Source organism: Streptomyces sp., from assembly GCF_031181555.1.
GTDB classification, from domain to species: Bacteria; Actinomycetota; Actinomycetes; order Streptomycetales; family Streptomycetaceae; genus Streptomyces; species Streptomyces fimbriatus.
In genome coordinates this window covers 1-15,507 of record NZ_JAPSKQ010000047.1, presented here as the reverse complement: position 1 = coordinate 15,507, position 15,507 = coordinate 1, and the positions used below count along the sequence as shown (strand labels likewise).

The window sequence follows — 15,507 nt, the reverse complement described above, 5'->3', positions numbered from 1 at the left end:
AGGCCTCCTACATGCTGCGAGCCGCTGCCGAAGACGCCGGTCGTGCGTACAAGCGGCAGATGCTCGACCTGTTGGACATTCAGGCGGGCCACGCCGCCCTGGACGTGGGGTGCGGCCCCGGGACCGATCTGCCGGCGCTGGCGGAACGCGTCGGTGACGGCGGTGCCGTGATCGGCGTGGACCGTGACCGGGCCATGCTCGCCCACGCCCGTGCGCGCACGGAGGGCCTGCGCCAGGTGGAGATCCGCGAAGGGGACGCCCACGCGCTCCCCGTCGCGTCGGGAACGATCGACCGGGCCAAGATCGACCGCGTCCTCATGCACGTCGCCGAACCCGCGGGCGTTCTCGCGGAGTTGCGTCGCGCGACCCGGCCGGGCGCCCGGATCGGCCTCGCCGAGCCCGACTGGGACACCCTGATCGTCGATGCCGAGGACCTGGAGACGAGTCGCGCCTTCACCCGCTACACCACCGCGGAAGTGGTCCGCCACGCGACCATCGGACGCGGTCTCGCGCGCCTCGCCGAACAGGCGGGGTTCCGCGTCGAGACCGTGCTCGCCACGACCCCGGTCTTCCGGGACGTCCAGGAGGCGGACCACACCCTGGGCCTGGGCCGCAATCTGCAGAAGGCCATCGACGCGGGCCACATCGACCGGGCTCGCGGTCACCGCTGGTTCGCCGAGCTCTCCCAGGGGCCGTTCTACGCGTCGTTCACGCTCGTCGGCGTGACCTGCTCCCGCTGAGCCGGCCGACCCGGCGGTTCTTCGGTCCGGGGCCGGATGCCTCACCGGTGAGGCGGGCGCGCTTCGCCGCCGACGGGGCCGTCGGCGATTCCGTCGAGGAACCCCCGGACCAGTCGGCGCAGGGCCGCCGGCCGTTCCAGGTGCAGGTCGTGTCCCGTTCCGGGGACGGAGACGGCCGTCGTCTCCGGGCGGCGGTCGAGCATGGCGCCGATGTCCTCCGGCGGGACGATGCCGGACTGCGCCAGCACGACCAGGGTCGGGCACGTGATGCCCGCCCACTCGTCCCAGAAGGAACGCCGGGCGTTCTCCGCCAGGGAGGCGACCATCACGTCGCGGTCGAAGCGGGGCCACCAGCCGTCGGGGCGTTCCTCCAGTCCCGCGGCCCAGCCCTCGCCGACCGGCCCGCCGCCGTGGAAGGCGACGGCGGCCTCGCGCGAGGGGAACGGCGTGGGCCAGGAGTCGAGCCATCCGCCGATCTCCGCCTGGACGCCGGGGCTGGGACCGCCGGGACCGGCCTCGACGAGGACGAGCGCGCGGACGAGGCCGGGGTGGGCGGCGGCGGTGAGCAGGGCGGTGTGGCCGCCCAGCGACTGGCCGCCCAGCACGGGGCGGCGCAGGCCCAGCTGCCGGCAGACCGCGACGACGTCGGCGACGTACGCCGCGCGGGACACGTCACGCGGACGGCGTTCGGCGGCGCCGTGGCCGCGCTGGTCGACGGCGACCACCCGGTACGACGGGCTCAGGTCACGGGCGAGGGCGTCCCATTCGCCCGCGTGGCCGGCCAGTCCGTGCAGCAGGACGACGGGCGGGCCCGACCCGCCCCAGTCGCGGCAGGACAGGCGCACGCCGTCGCGCGTCACGATGTGCTCGGTCCAGGTCATGCCAACCTCAGATATTCCTGCAGGCCGTACGGGTACGTCCACGGGCTGTGGTCGCCGGCGTCGAGACGGTCGATCGCGATCAGTGTGTCCGACGCGGTCTTGCACCGCGGGTGCCGGGCGGCGAAGCCGGCGACGCGGGGGCGCAGGGCGGGCAGCCAGGCGGCGAGGACCCGGGGATCGCCGTCGTACCACCACGAGAACCGGAAGTCCTCCCAGAGGAGATCGGTCGCCCAGGAGAAGGCGAGGCGGACCAGGCCGGCGTCCGCCGCGGGACCGGGGAGGGCGGCGAGGTGGTCCAGCCAGGGCCGCAGGCCGCCCGTCGCGTGGGCGATGCCCTCCACCAGGTCCGTGACGTCCCCCGCGGGACGCCCGTCGACCAGGGCGACGGCCAGCAGCGCGCGGAACGCCCGCTCGACCGCGGCGCGTTCGGGCGCGGGCCAGCCGGTCAGTCCGGCCCCGTGGGCACCGAGGTGACCGAGTTCCAGGGACGGTTCGGTGCCGTGGCCGTCCGGGCCCCAGGAGCGCAGGGCGCGCGGCATGAGGCGGCGCCACAGGACGGGGTACTGGTCCTCGTCCCAGTGATGGGCGGTTTCGCGCGTGAAGTACCCGAGGACGTCGTCCGGCACGGCGGCGGGGTCACCGCCGAGCAGGAGCAGGTCCGACTCGGGGGTGCAGTGCGTGCAGCCGCCCACCGGCCGGCCGAGCGCGGGGGGCGACGCGAAGACCCGGTCGGCCTCGGCGAGCGCGTCCCGCCACAGCGCGTACGGTTCGACGGGGACGGGGGAAACGGCGTCGAAGGGATCGGACACGGTGCGACCTGCCACGGGGACTCCGCACAGGGAACCTGGCGAAGAGCGTGACGCTACCACTGTGTGGGGCCGTCGGCGTCACTACGCTCACCGGTCATGAACTGGGTGGAGCGCGCAGCCGGGTTGCGGCAGTGGAGCAAGGGGGCGGCACGGGCGCCGCACAAGCCGTTGCTGTTGCTGTACGCCCTCGGCCGGTTCCAGCGGGAGGGCGACGGCGAACTGCGGTACAGCGCCGTGGAGGAGGACCTGAAGCGGCTGCTGGCCGAGTACGGGCCGCCCCACCGGACCTCGCCCGCCTACCCGTTCCACCACCTGGTCGGCGACGGGGTGTGGGAGGTGCGCACCGACCGCGGGACCGGCAGCCCGGGTACCGGGGTGCGGGAGCTGCGGGCGGCCGGCGCCACCGGGCGGCTCGTGCCGGAGCTGCGGGTGGCGTTGCGGCGGGATCCGTCGCTGCTCGGCCGGATGGCACGGGTGCTGCTCGACGCGAACTTCCCGCCCTCGCTGCACGACGAGTTGTGCGAGGCCGTCGGCCTGGACGTGGAGACGGGACCGGACGTCCCCGGCCGGCTCTCCGCCGCCCGCAGGCAGCGGGACCGCCGGATGCGGGAGCTGGTGCTCACCGCCTACGAGTACCGGTGCGCCTTCTGCGGTTACGACGGCCGGATCGGGACGGTGCCCGTCGGGCTGGAGGCCGCGCACGTGCGCTGGTGGGCGTTCGACGGTCCGGACGACGTCGACAACGGGCTGTGTCTGTGCGCGCTGCACCACAAGCTCTTCGACAAGGGCGTCCTCGGGATCGGCGCCGATCACCGCATCCTGGTCTCGCGGCGTTTCGTCGGGCACGGCCCCGCCGCCCGCGCCCAGGTCACCGAGCTCTCCGGGCGGGCCCTCACCGGCCCGCGGCCGGGGGTCGCCCCCGTGGCGGCGCCCCACCGCGCCTGGCACACCGCGCAGGTGTTCCACGGGGACCCGCGCCCGGCCCGCGCCACCCCGTCACCGGCGTGAGAGCAGGCCCAGCCACTCCCGCATCACGGCGAAGTCCGCCTCCGTCAGCCCCCTGGCCGGGTCCACCCGGAGCAGCAGGGCCGGGGCCGGGTGGGCCGCCTCGGTCCACAGGCGGTCCGGCTCGCCGATCTCGTCGTCCAGCCAGATGTACGGGCGGCGGCCGGCCCACTCCGACAGGCGGCGGGTCTTCCAGTGGAGGCCGCGCGGCCCGGGCGGGTCCTCCTCCGGCCCGTCCACCACCGGCAGCCTCGGCAGGCCGAGGCGCGGGGCGACCGTGTCGTTCGCCTCGTCCAGCCAGGTCGTCGCCCACACCAGGTCGCAGGGCAGGGCGAGCAGGCGGGCGCCCACCGTGGGGTCGAGGCGGCCGAGCAGGGGGTTTGCCTCCTGCGTGAGCGGTCCCCGTGCGGCGGCCCCGAAGGGGATCAGCGGGCCGTCCACGTCCAGGAAGAGGATCGGGCGGGGCGCGGTCATGCGGCCACCGTCTCACGGGTGCATCCGCGCGCCCTTCAGGACCTTGTCCACCGCGTTCCTCGGGCCGTACACCGCCAGGCCGACCAGGTCCAGGTCCGCCGTGCCCACGGCGCGGACCGCCGCGCGGTTGGCCTCGTCGTGGCCCGTGGCGAACAGGTCGCCGGTGAAGACCGCCCGCGGCAGGGCGCGGGACAGCGCCCGGGTGTGCGCCGCCTTCAGGGTCTCCTTCGTGCCCTCGAAGACCAGCACCGGCTGGCGGAACATCGGCAGGTAGGGCACCTGGTCCGCGTCCTCGTACGGCTCCCCGATCACCTCGGGGAGCCGGGTGCCCAGGCCGCTGACCAGGAACGCGGTGACGTTGAGGCGCTGCCAGGACTCCAGGTCCTCGCGCAGCAGTACGGCGATCTTCGTGTCGAAGCGTGTGCTCATGCCCCGAGACTGCCGACCGGGGCGCAGGCCCGTCTTGTACGTTGTTTGCATGGCTGCCGAGCGTCCCGAGCGGACCGTCTCCGCCTGGCGCCCCCGTGTCCCGGGCGTCGTCGAGGCCTTCCACGCCCGCTTCACCGAGTACGCCTACCCGATGCACGTCCACGACGCCTGGACGCTGCTCATCGTCGACGACGGCGCCGTGCGGTACGACCTCGACCGGCACGAGCACGGCACCCCGCACGACACCGTGACCCTGCTGCCGCCGCACGTCCCGCACAACGGCTCCCCCGCCACCTCCGACGGCTTCCGCAAGCGGGTGCTGTACCTCGACGGCACCCACCTCGGGGGTGATCCCGCCGGAGACGGTCCCGCCGGGGACGGTCTCATCGGGGCCGCCGTCGACCGGCCCGACCTGCGTGACCCCCTGCTGCGGCGGCGGGTCGGGCAGGTGCACGCCGCGCTCGTGCGGCCCGGTGACGAACTGGAGGCCGAGAGCCGGCTGACGCTCGTCGGGGAGCGGCTGCGCGCGCATCTGCGGTCCCGGGACGCCGCCGCGGGGACGCCCCGGCGGGATCCCGTCCTCGCGCGGCGGCTGCGCGAACTGCTCGACGAGCGGGTCGTGGAGGGGATCGGCCTGCGGGAGGCCGCCGGGGTGCTGTCCGCCCATCCCGCGCACCTCGTACGGGCGTTCAGCGGCGCCTACGGCATCGCGCCGCACCAGTACCTGATGTCCCGCCGGGTGGGGCGGGCCCGTCGGCTGCTCCTGGAGGGTGCGGCGCCGAGCGCGGTCGCGGCGGCCACCGGGTTCTACGACCAGGCCCATCTCACCCGGCACTTCCGGAAGCTGGTCGGGGTCACGCCGGGCCGTTACCGCGCGGGGGTCCGGTAGCCCCCGCGCCGGCGGGCCACCGGTCCCGGACGGCGGCCGTGCCGCCGCGTCATACCGCTCCGGGTGACCTCACGTCACTTCACGTCGACGTAGTCGCCCTTCGCCGTCGCCCCGCCCGTCGTGGACGTCTCGCCGAACGTCCAGCGCCAGTAGCCGTCGGTGGTGGCCGTCACCGTGGTCTTCAGGGCGCCCGTGGAGTTCGCCCGCACGGTCTTGACCGTCGTGTAGGTGCTGGTGCCCGCCTTGCGGAACTGGAGCTTGGCCAGCTTGCCGCCGTAGCCGACGTACGCCTCCTTCCCCCAGTCGGCGCGCGTCAGCTTGCCCGTCACGGTGAGCGTCCTGTTCTTGACGACCGGCTCCGGCGAGGCGTTGACCGTGGCCCGCGCCGCGCGCTTGACCTGGACCGTGCCGAGGCCGGTCAGGTTCTCCTCGGCCTTGAGCTTGGTCTCGGTGGCCCAGAGGCGGACGTTGACGGCGACCTTCCAGGTGGTGGCGTCGTTGGTGGAGTCCAGGGTCCAGCGGGGGTCGATGTAGAGCTCGCCCTCGACGTCCGCCGAGCCGGGGGTGTCGTCGTAGTAGGTGACGAAGCCCGTGTAGATGCCGCCGCTCTCCAGGCCCCTGGCGGCCGTGGTGTCGTGGTACAGGTACGGGAACGCGGTGATGTCGCCGGACGAGTAGCCCGCGGGCCAGGTCATGCGGAAGCTGACGGCGGGGCTCTTCTCCTCGGAGATGCCCACGACGATGGGCTTGCCCCCGTTCACGACCATGTCCGTCACGGTGACGCCGGTGTCCGCCGCCCGTGCGGGCGGCGCGGTGAACAGCCCGAGGGCGAGCGCTCCCGTGAGCGCGGCCATGAGGGTGGATCTGCCAGTGCGCATGCACGTCCTCTTCATGCACGGGACCCCTGGGACCGGGATCCGGGTCGCGGCAGACTAACAGCACGCACCCGCACGTGCGTTCGGAACCCTGCCCCCGCTGTGACCTGCGCGGTCGTCACTCGCCCGAGGGACGCTCCAGCAGGTGCGCGAACGCGTCCAGGTTGCGGGTCGGCTCCCCGCGCGACACCCGCCAGGCGTACTCCTTGCGGATCGCGGAGGCGAAGCCGAGCTCGAGCAGCGTGTTGAAGCTGCCGTCGGCGGCCTCCAGCACCTGGCCGAGGAGCCGGTCGAGTCCGTCCGGGGTGACGGCGGGCAGCGGGAGGCGGCCGGTGACGTAGACGTCGCCGAGCGGGTCGACGGCGTAACTCACGCCGAAGAGCTTGAGGTTGCGCTCCAGGAGCCAGCGGTGGACGGCGGCCTCGTTCTCGTCGGGGTGGCGGATGACGAAGGCGTTGAGGGAGAGCGTGTGCCGGCCGACGATCAGGGAGACCGTCGTGGACAGCTTGCGGGTGCCGGGGAGCTTCACGACGTAGGTGCCGGACGCGGGGCTCTCCCACTCGAGTCCGGTGTCCTTCAGTACGCCCTCGACGACCTGTGCCGCCCGCCGCTGTTCTGCTTCCGCTGCCGTGTCAGCCATGGTGGGAGCGTACGTGACGGCGGTGCGCCTGCGTCGCGGCCGTGTAGACGTCGGCCGTGGCGGCGGCCGCGGTGTCCCAGCCGAAGGACTGGGCGTGCCGGGCGGCGGCCTCGCCCATCCGGTCGGTGAGGTGCGGGTGGTCGGCGAAGTCGCGCAGCACGCGCGCGTAGGCGGCGGGGTCGTGCCCCTGGACCAGGAAGCCGGTGTGCCCGTCCCGTACGGCCACCGGGAGACCGCCGACCGCGGCGGCGAGCACCGGGGTGCCGGCCGCCTGCGCCTCTATGGCGACCAGGCCGAACGACTCGCTGTAGGACGGCATGACGAGGACGGACGCCGCGCGGAACCAGTCCGCGAGCTGCTCCTGCCCGACCGGCGGGCGGAACCGTACGACGTCCGCGATGCCGAGGCGCGCGGCGAGCTTCTGCAGCCCCTCCGGTTTGGCGAGGCCGCTGCCGCTGGGGCCGCCGACCACGGGGACGCAGATCCGCGCGCGCAGTTCGGGACGCTCGTCGAGCAGGACGGCGACCGCGCGGAGCAGCACGTCGGGTGCCTTGAGCGGCTGGATGCGGCCGGCGAAGAGCGGGATCAGCGCGTCCTGGGGCAGGCCGAGGCGGGCCCGCGCGGCGGCGCGGCCGTCGGCGGGGCGGAAGCGGGCCAGGTTCACGCCGGGGTGCACGACGGCGACCTTGCCGGGGTCGGCGGCGTAGTGCCGGACGAGTTCGTCCGCCTCCTCGGCGGTGTTGGCGATCAGCCGGTCGGCGGCGTTGACGATCTGGGTCTCGCCGATGACGCGGGCGGCGGGCTCGGGCGTGTCGCCGTCGGCCAGGTTGGCGTTCTTGACCTTGGCCATGGTGTGCATGGCGTGCACCAGGGGGACGCCCCAGCGCTGGGCGGCGAGCCAGCCGACGTGGCCGGAGAGCCAGTAGTGGGAGTGGACCAGGTCGTAGTGGCCGGGGCGGTGGCCGGCCCACGCCTGCATCACGCCGTGGGTGAAGGCGCACAGCTGGGCGGGCAGCTCCTCCTTGGCGAGGCCCTCGTAGGGGCCGGCGTCGACGTGCCGGACGAGGACGCCGGGGGCGAGTTCGACGCTGGGCGGGAGGGCGGCGGCGGTCGCGCGCGTGAAGATCTCGACCTCGATGTTGATCGCGGCGAGGCGCTGCGCGAGCTCGACGATGTAGACGTTCATGCCGCCGGCGTCGCCGGTGCCCGGCTGGTGGAGCGGGGAGGTGTGCACGGAGAGCATCGCCACGCGGCGGGGGTGCCTGCGGTGCAGTCGCAGCCGCGGGGGCGCCGCCGGGGAGCGCCGCCCGAGCCTCGCGATGTACTGGCTCACGTGGCGTTCCTCCTCGCTGCGGGCACGGCTGTCGGAGGGCGGACGAACCCTCCGCGACGTCAACACCGGAAGGGTGAGTTCCATTTCCGGACGCCCGCTTCGGACCGGGTCTTTGCCGAATCATTACCGACCGTCGCTCAACCGTTCGAAAACAGGGTGCGTGGTGTCCGTGGCACCCCCTCGGCGGGGACGTCCCCGGTGGGGCGCCCGATCCGTCCCGGGCGTCCGCATACCCTCGTACGCATGACAGTCCGCGCCGCTCCCCTCCCCCGCCCCCGGCGTGGCCCGGGCGGGGGGACCCCCGTCGTGGGCACGGTGACGCGCGGGACGACCAACCCCAACCGGCTGCGCCGCATGGACCGCTGGATCGCGGCCACGCACGGCGCGGAACTGCGCCGCGCGCAGGACCCCGTCACCGTCGACCTCGGCTACGGCGCGGCCCCCTGGACGGCGGTCGAGCTGCTGCACCGCCTGCGCTCCGTGGCGCCGCGCGCGCGCGTGGTGGGCGTCGAGATCGAGCCGGCCCGGGTCGCGGCCGCGCGGCCGTACGAGCGCGACGGGCTGGTCTTCCGGCACGGCGGCTTCGAGGTCCCGGTCCCCGGACGGCCGCTGCTGGTCCGCGCGGCGAACGTGCTGCGCCAGTACGACGAGGCGGAGGTCGCCGCCGTGTGGCAGCGGCTGTGCGCGCGGCTCGCACCGGCCGACCCGGCGACGGGCTCGCGCGGCGGGCTGCTGGTCGAGGGGACCTGCGACGAGATAGGACGCCGGCACGTGTGGGTCGCCCTCGGGCCGGAAGGGCCGCGCACGGTCACCTTCGCGACCCGGCTGGGCTCGCTGGAGCGCCCCTCGGACCTGGCGGAACGCCTGCCGAAGGCGCTCATCCACCGCAACGTCCCCGGTGAGCCGGTGCACGCCTTCCTGCGCGACTTCGACCACGCCTGGGCGGCCGCCGCGCCCTACGCCGCGTACGGCGCCCGGCAGCGCTGGATCCGGGCGGTGCGGGACCTCGCGGCCCACTGGCCGGTGACGGACGGGCCGGCGCGCTGGCGGCAGGGCGAGGTCACGGTGCGGTGGGAGGCGTTGGCGCCGCGGAACTGACCCGGTGGCGGCGGTGGCGGCACACGCCCCGGGGGACGGCGGGAACGATCTCCGTGAGTCGTACGTCACACCGGCGGGGTGGTCGCCGTGCCGGGAGGAGACGACGGAAAGCAGTGGGTCTGTCGTTTCGCGCGCCGACATGGCAGCATCCTCGGACGACCGGATGTTACTGGCGGTTAACCAGTTGGGGGGCGGAGCCATGCGGACGGGCAGGCGCGGGCTGATCACGGCGGCCGTGGCCGTGGTCTGTGCGGTCACGGTGCTGGCGGCACCGGGTACGGCGTTCGCGGATCCCGCTCCCCCGCCCTCCCCGTCCCCGAGCGCGAGCGTCCCGGCCGCCACCGACAAGGACCTCGAAGCCGTGCGGGAGAAGCTCGACGAGCTCTACCGCGCGGCGGCCGTCGCCACCGACGAGTACAACGACGCGGAGGAGAGGGCGAAGCAGCAGTCCGCCGAGATCGTCCGGCTGGCCAAGAAGATCGTCAAGGGCCGGGAGAGGCTGGACGACCTGAAGGACCGCGCGGGCGCCGCGGCCGCCGCCCAGTACCGCGGCGGCGGACTGCCGCCCGAAGCGCACCTGATGCTGAGCGACGACCCGCAGGAGTTCCTGGACGGCGCGGGCCGGGTGCGCCAGGGCGAGCACGCGACCAGGGGACTGCTCGGGGAACTGACCCGCGCGCAGCAGGACCTGGAGCAGTACGCCGAGGACGCCGACGCGCAGTGGCGCAAGCTGGAGGCGGGCCGCAAGGCCAAGGCCAAGGCGCAGAAGAAGATCGAGAAGCAGATCGCGGCGGCCGAGAAGCTCGAGTCCGAGCTGGAGAAGGAGGAGCGGGAGCGCCTGGCCCGGCTGGAGGAGCGGGCCGCCCGGCAGGCGCAGGCCACCTGGCTGAGCTCCGGCATCCTCGACGAGATCCGGGGCGAGGCGACCGCGCAGGGCAGGAAGGCCGTCGCGTACGCCACCGCGCAGATCGGCAAGCCGTACCAGTGGGGCGCCGAGGGCCCCGAGGCGTACGACTGCTCCGGGCTGACCTCGCAGGCCTGGGCGTCGGCGGGGCTGGGCGTCCCGCGCACCTCGCAGGCGCAGTGGGAGCAGTTGGAGAAGGTCGACATCGAGGACATGCGGCCCGGCGACCTCATCATCTACTTCGCCGACGCCAGCCACGTCGGGATGTACATCGGGGACGGCTCCATCGTGCACGCCCCGCGCCCGGGGCGGACGGTGACGATCGCGGGGGCCGGGACGATGCCGATCCTCGGCGTGGTGCGCCCGGACGCGGACTGAGCGGCGGGACCGGCACCCCGCCCCGCCCGACGGCCCGGTGACCGGGGCCACGGTGACCGGCGCCCCGGTGACCGGGGCCACGTGACCCAGTCCACGCGGATCTCGCGCCGACCCCCCTGCGGGCGTGACGTTCGTCATCCCCGTGGCCCCATCGGCCTGTCCAACTGCGGTAGTAAACGCGGCATATGACGGTGGCCGACGGCCGACCGACGTGCGTCGCACCATTCCGCTGCGGCGCCGTCACCCGCTATCGTCCCGGGTCGAAGGGGCATCCCCCGCTCGCGCAGAGGTGCGAGCCCAGGGAAGGGCCGAGATCCCTCGCCCCCACCGTGCCCTCGGGGGGAGGGAAGGAATCCGGAACCATGCCCGCACCCGTACCGCGGCAGAGAGCGATCCCGGCCGCGGAGAGCGGTCAGGCGCCGGCCGCGCCGCCGAACGGCGGCTCCGCCCAGGACTCCGCGGAGGCCCTGGCGGCGGCCCCGCGCACGACGGCCCCGCCCGGGAACACCGCGGACCCGGCCGGGTCCGCGCCGGACAGGGCCGAGACGACCGCCCCCACCAACCTCACACTCCTGCTGATCGAGGACGATCCCGTCGGCTCGCCGATCGTGCCGGACCTGCTCGACCAGGCCGGCAAGCCGATCCGCGTCCGCACCGCCCGCAACCTCACCGAGGCCGAGCGGCTGCTCACCGACGACGTCCACTGCATCCTGCTCGACCTCGCGCTGCCCGCGCCCGGCCGGGCGGGCGGCGGTGACGACGAGCTCGCCGTGCTCAAGCACGTGCTGGAGCTGGCGCCCCGGCACGCCGTCCTCGCGCTGACCGCGTCCAACGACGCCGAGCGCGGCGCGGAGGCGGTACGGGTGGGCGCGCAGGACTACCTCGTCCGCGACGAACTGGACGGCCGGCTGCTGAGCCGGGCGATCCGCTACGCGGTGGAGCGCAAACGGTCCGAGTCGGCCGAGCGGCGGCTCGCCGAGGGGCGCCTGCGCGCCCAGGAGAACCGTCGCCTGGAGCGCGGCCTGCTGCCGACCCCGCTGCTGGAGGGCTCCTCGCTCCGCTTCGCCGCCCGCTACCGCCCCGGCCGCTCACGCGCCCTGCTCGGCGGTGACTTCTACGACGTCGTCCGCACCCCGGACGGCACCGTGCACGCCATGATCGGCGACGTCTGCGGCCACGGCCCGGACGAGGCCGCCCTCGGCGTGGAGCTGCGCATCGCCTGGCGCGCGCTGACCCTGGCGGGGCTGTGCGGCGACCAGCTGCTGGGCACGCTCCAGCAGGTACTGGAGCACGAACGCGCGGACGACGAGATCTTCGCGACCCTGTGCACGGTCGACATCGCCCCGGACGGCCGCCGGGCCGGCCTGTGCCTGGCCGGTCACCCGTCGCCGCTGCTCGTCCGCCCGGACCTGCCCGCGCGGCTGCTGCCGTACGACAACAACGGACCGGCGCTCGGCCTGCTGCCCGGCGCCCGCTGGCCGCGGATGCAGGTGGAGCTGGGCGCCGAGTGGAGCCTGATGCTCTACACCGACGGCCTGATCGAGGGCCGGATCGGCGACAGCGGGGAGCGGCTCGGCCAGGACGGCATGGTGGACATGGTCCGCCGGCAGCTCACCGCGGGCCTGCGCGGCGAGGAACTGCTGCGGGCGGCGGTCAACGAGGTCCGCGACCTCAACGGCGGCGAGCTGACGGACGACGTGGCGGTCCTGCTGCTGGACCGCGCGCCGTAGCCCTGCCGGGCGGTGCCGCGACGGGCGCGCCCCGGCCCGCACGGCCGACGGGCCGCCCGGCCGGTGACCGGCGCATGCGGTCTCCCGTGCGCCCGGCGAGCTCCGCGTGCGCCGTCGCCCCCACCGGGCAGCGGGGCGGGGCCGGGACGGGGCGGCCGTGTCCTGCCGGCGCCGTGTCGTCCTACCGGCCGCCGTTCCACGGGCCGTACGGGCCGTCGCTGCTGGAGCCCCTGTGGCTGCGTCCGCCGCCGGGGAGGCCGCGCAGGGCGGGACGGACGTCGACCATGTACACGATGGTCGCGATCAGCCCGATGATCGGCAGGAACGACAGGATGTTGAAGATCAGGTTCACCACGAACGCGATGGCGAGGATGATCAGCCAGAACGGCTTGCTCTGCTTGTCGGCCGCGCGGTAGGCGTCCTCACGGCGCGTGGCGGCGTCGATCAGCGCGAAACCGCTGAAAAGGATCAGGGCCATGCTCAGCAGCCACATGAAATTCGCGAAGCCCTGCATCAGCACTACGTCCACCACCCGACTCGGCTCGTCCCTACGCGGTCACCGTACCCGCAACCGCCGGTCGGCTACCCGGACAACGGGCCGGACACCGCGAGAGTGCCCGGCCCGTTCCGCCGGCCGACCGGACCCGCCGCTTACTCGGCGGGCGGGGTCGTCTTCTTGGCCGTGGTCTTGCGCGCCGGGGTCTTCTTGGCACCGGCGGGCTTCTTCGCCTCGGCGGACTCGGCACCGTTCGCGGCGGGCCTGTCGTCCTTGGCCTCGGCCGGCTCGGGCCGGGACACGGGCTTCGGTCCGCCGGCGGCCGGCTCGACGGCCACGGCGATGTCCTCGATGCTCTCGGCGGCCTCGCCGCGCCAGGTCCTCACGGCCTGCTCGCCGTGCTCGGCGACCTTCTCGTACGTCTCCCGGGCCTTGACCGCGTACTCGGCGGCGACGCCGACCCCGCGCAGCGCGAGGTCCTGGGCGGTCTCACCGAGCTTCTTCAGGTCGGTGTCGAGCGAGCCGAAGAACTCGCCGACCTTGGCCTGCAGGGTCTCCTGCGTCTCCCGGACCCGGAGGGTCGCCTTCTCCTGGACGGCCTTGGGGTCGGTGTTGCGGACGGCCTCGATGCGGGCCGGCGCCTCGGTGCGCAGCTGGTCCACCAGGACCGGCACCTTCTTGGCCTGCTGCAGGGCGAGGTCGGCGGTGCCGGCGGCGAAGTAGAGCGGGGTCGGGTTGCTGAAGGTCTTGCGCAGGTCGTCGGTGATGGCCATGGTGATGGTCCTCCCGGATTCGTTCTCGGCTGGGGGTTCGTGTGGTCCGCGGCGGGCGGCCGGTGCCCTGGTCCGGCTCAGCCGGCCGTCTGCTGCGGATCGGTGTCGCTGCCGCCGGTCGTGCGGGGACGGCGCCCGGCGGACGTACCGCCCTTGCTGGTGGAGCCACGGCGCCCGGCGGACGCGCCGCCGGCCGTACGGCTCCGGCGTATCGCGGCACCGCTGTCCGGGGCGTTCCCCGCGGGGTCGCTCCCGTCGACGCCGTCGGGGACCCCGGCGGTCCCGGCTGCCTCGTCCGTCTCGGTCGCCTCGGCCGTCGTCCCACCGTCCTCGGTGCCCCCGAACCCGTTCTCCTTGCGGAAGGACTCGTAGATCTGGAGCAGCACCTGCTTCTGACGTTCGGTCAGCGTGGGGTCGGCGAGGAGGACGGCCCGCGTCCCGGCCTCGTCCCGGTCCCGCTCGGCGTCGAGGATGCCGGCCCGGACGTACAGCGTCTCGGCGGAGATCCGCAGTGCCTTGGCGACCTGCTGCAGCACCTCCGCGCTCGGCTTGCGCAGCCCGCGCTCGATCTGGCTGAGATACGGATTGGACACCCCCGCGGCATCGGCGAGCTGCCGCAGCGACAACTGCGCGCTGCGGCGCTGTTCGCGCAGGTACTCGCCGAGATTGCCGACGTTGAGCGATGCCATGCCTCCACCTTGCCCCACCTTGCTAACTATTGCAAGCACCCGCTTGCAGGAGTGCGCCACCGGACGCCCCGGCGCCCGCGGTCGTCGTCGTACCGGCCCGTCCCAGCGAAGTCGAGGCGGTCCCGGTCTCCGTGGAGCGTCCGGTCGCGCGCCTCGCTCGGTCCCGGCACCCGGCGAGACGTCTCGGTCGATCCGAGGCGCCGGCCTCGTCCGCCCCTGCGGTCGTGCCAGCCGGTCAGCGCCAAGTGGGGGGCGGCCGGTGGAAGCGGAGGGATTCCGGCTGGAGTACGCCGACGTCCGAGGAGAGGCGCGCGGTGGGCCGCCCGAGGCGGTGTGGCCGGTCCGGTCCGAGGCGGCCGCGGGTTCCCCGTACCGCGGGCGGCGGGCGGCGGGCGGCGGAACTTCTCGGGCCGGTACGGGGCTGCGACCTGCGCCGAGCCGGCCACGCCTCGCTTCTGCCGCTGGACGAGCGGCCGGCCCGGGCCGCCGCGAAACCGGTGATCGCTCCGGAGACGGTGGCCGGCGACCGCGGCGAGGCGTACGTCCCGGACGCCTTCCGCAACGCCTGCCGCCCCCGGGACTCCGTTCCGGGGGCGGCAGGGGGAGGTCCACCATGCCCTGCGCCGTCTCCTGCGTCCGGGCACGCGACCATCGCGGTCAGGGGGTGGAGCACCACGGCCCGACGCCACCTGCGCACTTCTCCGGTCCCGGTGGGCGGGCCGGTCCTCGACCGAGCCCACCGGGTGCCGGCCGCACGAGGAGGAGGCCGCGGACCGTCACGGTGGCCGTGGGTCATCGCGGGGCGACGCTCGAAGAGCCCCTCGGCCGGCCGTGGCGCTCCCGCACCCTCCGGAGGCCGGGCCGACCCGCTTTCTGCGACCGGGCGCTCCGGCTGCCCGACCGGCCGGCCGGCGCGCCCGGGGGAAGTGCCGGCCGGCGCGGTCGCCGGAGGCGGGGCCCCCGGCGTTCGGTCAGCGGGAGGCGAGGAGTTCGAGCGTGTCGATCACGCGGTTCGAGAAGCCCCACTCGTTGTCGTACCAGGCGACCACCTTGACGTGGCGGCCCTCGACGCGGGTGAGGGCCGAGTCGAAGATCGACGAGGCGGGATTGCCCGTGATGTCGGACGACACGAGCGGGTCTTCCGAGTACTCGAGGACACCGGCGAGCGGCCCCTCCGCCGCGGCGCGGTACGCCGCCAGCACGTCGTCGCGCGTCACGTCGCGGGCGACGGTCGTGTTGAGTTCGACGATCGAGCCCACCGGCACCGGTACGCGGATCGAGTCGCCCGACAGCTTGCCGTCGAGGTTCGGCAGCACCAGGCCGATCGCCTTGGCGGCGCCGGTCGTGGTCGGCACGATGTTGAC

16 protein-coding genes and 1 pseudogene are annotated in these 15,507 nt (G+C 74.5%); 6 read left to right on the top strand and 11 right to left on the bottom strand.

All coding sequences use genetic code 11. The features are described 5' to 3' along the window. Nucleotides 1-740 (top strand): methyltransferase domain-containing protein (locus RIM90_RS12655; protein ID WP_309060758.1); only part of this gene is annotated, 740 nt, incomplete at its 5' end. Between the two features lie 41 nt (nt 741-781). Here RIM90_RS12655 and RIM90_RS12650 read toward each other — a convergent pair. After that, nucleotides 782-1,621 carry an alpha/beta hydrolase gene (locus RIM90_RS12650; RefSeq protein WP_309060757.1) on the bottom strand — a complete coding sequence of 280 codons (840 nt, stop codon included), beginning with the start codon at nt 1,619-1,621 and terminating at the stop codon, nt 782-784. Continuing rightward, entirely contained in the window at nt 1,618-2,445 is an 828-nt protein-coding gene (locus RIM90_RS12645; RefSeq protein WP_309060756.1) for a hypothetical protein, read from the bottom strand. Before RIM90_RS12645 ends, RIM90_RS12650 begins: the two co-directional genes overlap by 4 nt. A gap of 81 nt (nt 2,446-2,526) precedes the next feature. Between RIM90_RS12645 and RIM90_RS12640 the strand changes: the two genes are divergently transcribed. After that, nucleotides 2,527-3,438, top strand: a complete 912-nt coding sequence (locus tag RIM90_RS12640) for a phosphorothioated DNA-binding restriction endonuclease (protein WP_309060755.1) — start codon at nt 2,527-2,529, stop codon at nt 3,436-3,438. Here the strand turns inward: RIM90_RS12640 and RIM90_RS12635 are convergent. Further along, the gene (locus RIM90_RS12635; RefSeq protein ID WP_309060754.1) at nt 3,427-3,909 is read right to left on the bottom strand and encodes an HAD domain-containing protein; all 483 of its coding nucleotides are present in this window, start codon (nt 3,907-3,909) and stop codon (nt 3,427-3,429) included. The genes RIM90_RS12640 and RIM90_RS12635 overlap by 12 nt on opposite strands. A gap of 12 nt (nt 3,910-3,921) precedes the next feature. After that, nucleotides 3,922-4,389, bottom strand: coding sequence for a DUF2000 domain-containing protein (locus RIM90_RS12630; RefSeq protein WP_309060753.1), 468 nt, complete (start codon nt 4,387-4,389; stop codon nt 3,922-3,924). On the opposite strand from RIM90_RS12630, the gene RIM90_RS12625 reads away from it, so the two are divergent. Then, on the top strand, nt 4,388-5,227 hold the full coding sequence (locus RIM90_RS12625) for an AraC family transcriptional regulator (protein WP_309060752.1): 840 nt from the start codon (nt 4,388-4,390) through the stop codon (nt 5,225-5,227). The genes RIM90_RS12630 and RIM90_RS12625 overlap by 2 nt on opposite strands. A gap of 74 nt (nt 5,228-5,301) precedes the next feature. On the opposite strand, the gene RIM90_RS12620 is transcribed toward RIM90_RS12625, so the two are convergent. The 3 genes from RIM90_RS12620 to mshA form a co-directional block, all read right to left on the bottom strand. Beyond that, on the bottom strand, nt 5,302-6,105 hold the full coding sequence (locus RIM90_RS12620) for a hypothetical protein (protein ID WP_309060751.1): 804 nt from the start codon (nt 6,103-6,105) through the stop codon (nt 5,302-5,304). A 115-nt stretch (nt 6,106-6,220) separates the two neighbouring features. Further along, a complete protein-coding gene (locus tag RIM90_RS12615; RefSeq protein WP_309060750.1) occupies nt 6,221-6,742 on the bottom strand; it encodes a YbjN domain-containing protein in 522 nt (173 codons plus the stop codon). After that, the gene (gene mshA, locus RIM90_RS12610; protein WP_309060749.1) at nt 6,735-8,075 is read right to left on the bottom strand and encodes a D-inositol-3-phosphate glycosyltransferase; all 1,341 of its coding nucleotides are present in this window, start codon (nt 8,073-8,075) and stop codon (nt 6,735-6,737) included. The genes RIM90_RS12615 and mshA overlap by 8 nt, the downstream gene beginning before the upstream one ends. 306 nt (nt 8,076-8,381) lie before the next feature. Here mshA and RIM90_RS12605 point away from each other — a divergent pair, with 306 nt between their 5' ends. The 3 genes from RIM90_RS12605 to RIM90_RS12595 all read left to right on the top strand — a co-directional run bounded on the left by RIM90_RS12605 (nt 8,382) and on the right by RIM90_RS12595 (nt 12,185). Next, a complete protein-coding gene (locus RIM90_RS12605) occupies nt 8,382-9,173 on the top strand; it encodes a class I SAM-dependent methyltransferase (RefSeq protein ID WP_309060780.1) in 792 nt (263 codons plus the stop codon). A gap of 199 nt (nt 9,174-9,372) precedes the next feature. Further along, nucleotides 9,373-10,455, top strand: coding sequence for an NlpC/P60 family protein (locus tag RIM90_RS12600; RefSeq protein WP_309060748.1), 1,083 nt, complete (start codon nt 9,373-9,375; stop codon nt 10,453-10,455). Between the two features lie 362 nt (nt 10,456-10,817). Continuing rightward, complete coding sequence (locus RIM90_RS12595; protein WP_309060747.1) at nt 10,818-12,185, top strand: SpoIIE family protein phosphatase; 1,368 nt, start codon at nt 10,818-10,820, stop codon at nt 12,183-12,185. 181 nt (nt 12,186-12,366) lie between these two features. Here the strand turns inward: RIM90_RS12595 and RIM90_RS12590 are convergent, their stop codons facing one another. The 4 genes and pseudogenes from RIM90_RS12590 to RIM90_RS12575 form a co-directional block, all read right to left on the bottom strand. Further along, entirely contained in the window at nt 12,367-12,699 is a 333-nt protein-coding gene (locus tag RIM90_RS12590) for a DUF2516 family protein (protein ID WP_309060779.1), read from the bottom strand. 137 nt (nt 12,700-12,836) lie between these two features. Further along, nucleotides 12,837-13,454, bottom strand: a complete 618-nt coding sequence (locus RIM90_RS12585) for a hypothetical protein (RefSeq protein ID WP_309060746.1) — start codon at nt 13,452-13,454, stop codon at nt 12,837-12,839. Between the two features lie 77 nt (nt 13,455-13,531). Beyond that, complete coding sequence (locus RIM90_RS12580) at nt 13,532-14,143, bottom strand: helix-turn-helix domain-containing protein (RefSeq protein ID WP_309060745.1); 612 nt, start codon at nt 14,141-14,143, stop codon at nt 13,532-13,534. A 971-nt stretch (nt 14,144-15,114) separates the two neighbouring features. Then, a pseudogene (locus tag RIM90_RS12575) lies at nt 15,115-15,507 on the bottom strand (type I glyceraldehyde-3-phosphate dehydrogenase); the annotation flags it as partial.

What these genes read in the sequence shown, in the direction of transcription:
- RIM90_RS12630 (WP_309060753.1), bottom strand. Translation starts at nt 4,389, where the DNA reads ATGCAAACAACGTACAAGACGGGCCTGCGCCCCGGTCGGCAGTCTCGG.
- RIM90_RS12640 (WP_309060755.1), top strand. Translation starts at nt 2,527, where the DNA reads ATGAACTGGGTGGAGCGCGCAGCCGGGTTGCGGCAGTGGAGCAAGGGG.
- RIM90_RS12625 (WP_309060752.1), top strand. Translation starts at nt 4,388, where the DNA reads ATGGCTGCCGAGCGTCCCGAGCGGACCGTCTCCGCCTGGCGCCCCCGT.
- RIM90_RS12600 (WP_309060748.1), top strand. Translation starts at nt 9,373, where the DNA reads ATGCGGACGGGCAGGCGCGGGCTGATCACGGCGGCCGTGGCCGTGGTC.
- RIM90_RS12595 (WP_309060747.1), top strand. Translation starts at nt 10,818, where the DNA reads ATGCCCGCACCCGTACCGCGGCAGAGAGCGATCCCGGCCGCGGAGAGC.
- RIM90_RS12620 (WP_309060751.1), bottom strand. Translation starts at nt 6,105, where the DNA reads ATGCGCACTGGCAGATCCACCCTCATGGCCGCGCTCACGGGAGCGCTC.
- RIM90_RS12585 (WP_309060746.1), bottom strand. Translation starts at nt 13,454, where the DNA reads ATGGCCATCACCGACGACCTGCGCAAGACCTTCAGCAACCCGACCCCG.
- RIM90_RS12580 (WP_309060745.1), bottom strand. Translation starts at nt 14,143, where the DNA reads ATGGCATCGCTCAACGTCGGCAATCTCGGCGAGTACCTGCGCGAACAG.
- RIM90_RS12650 (WP_309060757.1), bottom strand. Translation starts at nt 1,621, where the DNA reads ATGACCTGGACCGAGCACATCGTGACGCGCGACGGCGTGCGCCTGTCC.
- RIM90_RS12615 (WP_309060750.1), bottom strand. Translation starts at nt 6,742, where the DNA reads ATGGCTGACACGGCAGCGGAAGCAGAACAGCGGCGGGCGGCACAGGTC.
- RIM90_RS12590 (WP_309060779.1), bottom strand. Translation starts at nt 12,699, where the DNA reads ATGCAGGGCTTCGCGAATTTCATGTGGCTGCTGAGCATGGCCCTGATC.
- RIM90_RS12635 (WP_309060754.1), bottom strand. Translation starts at nt 3,909, where the DNA reads ATGACCGCGCCCCGCCCGATCCTCTTCCTGGACGTGGACGGCCCGCTG.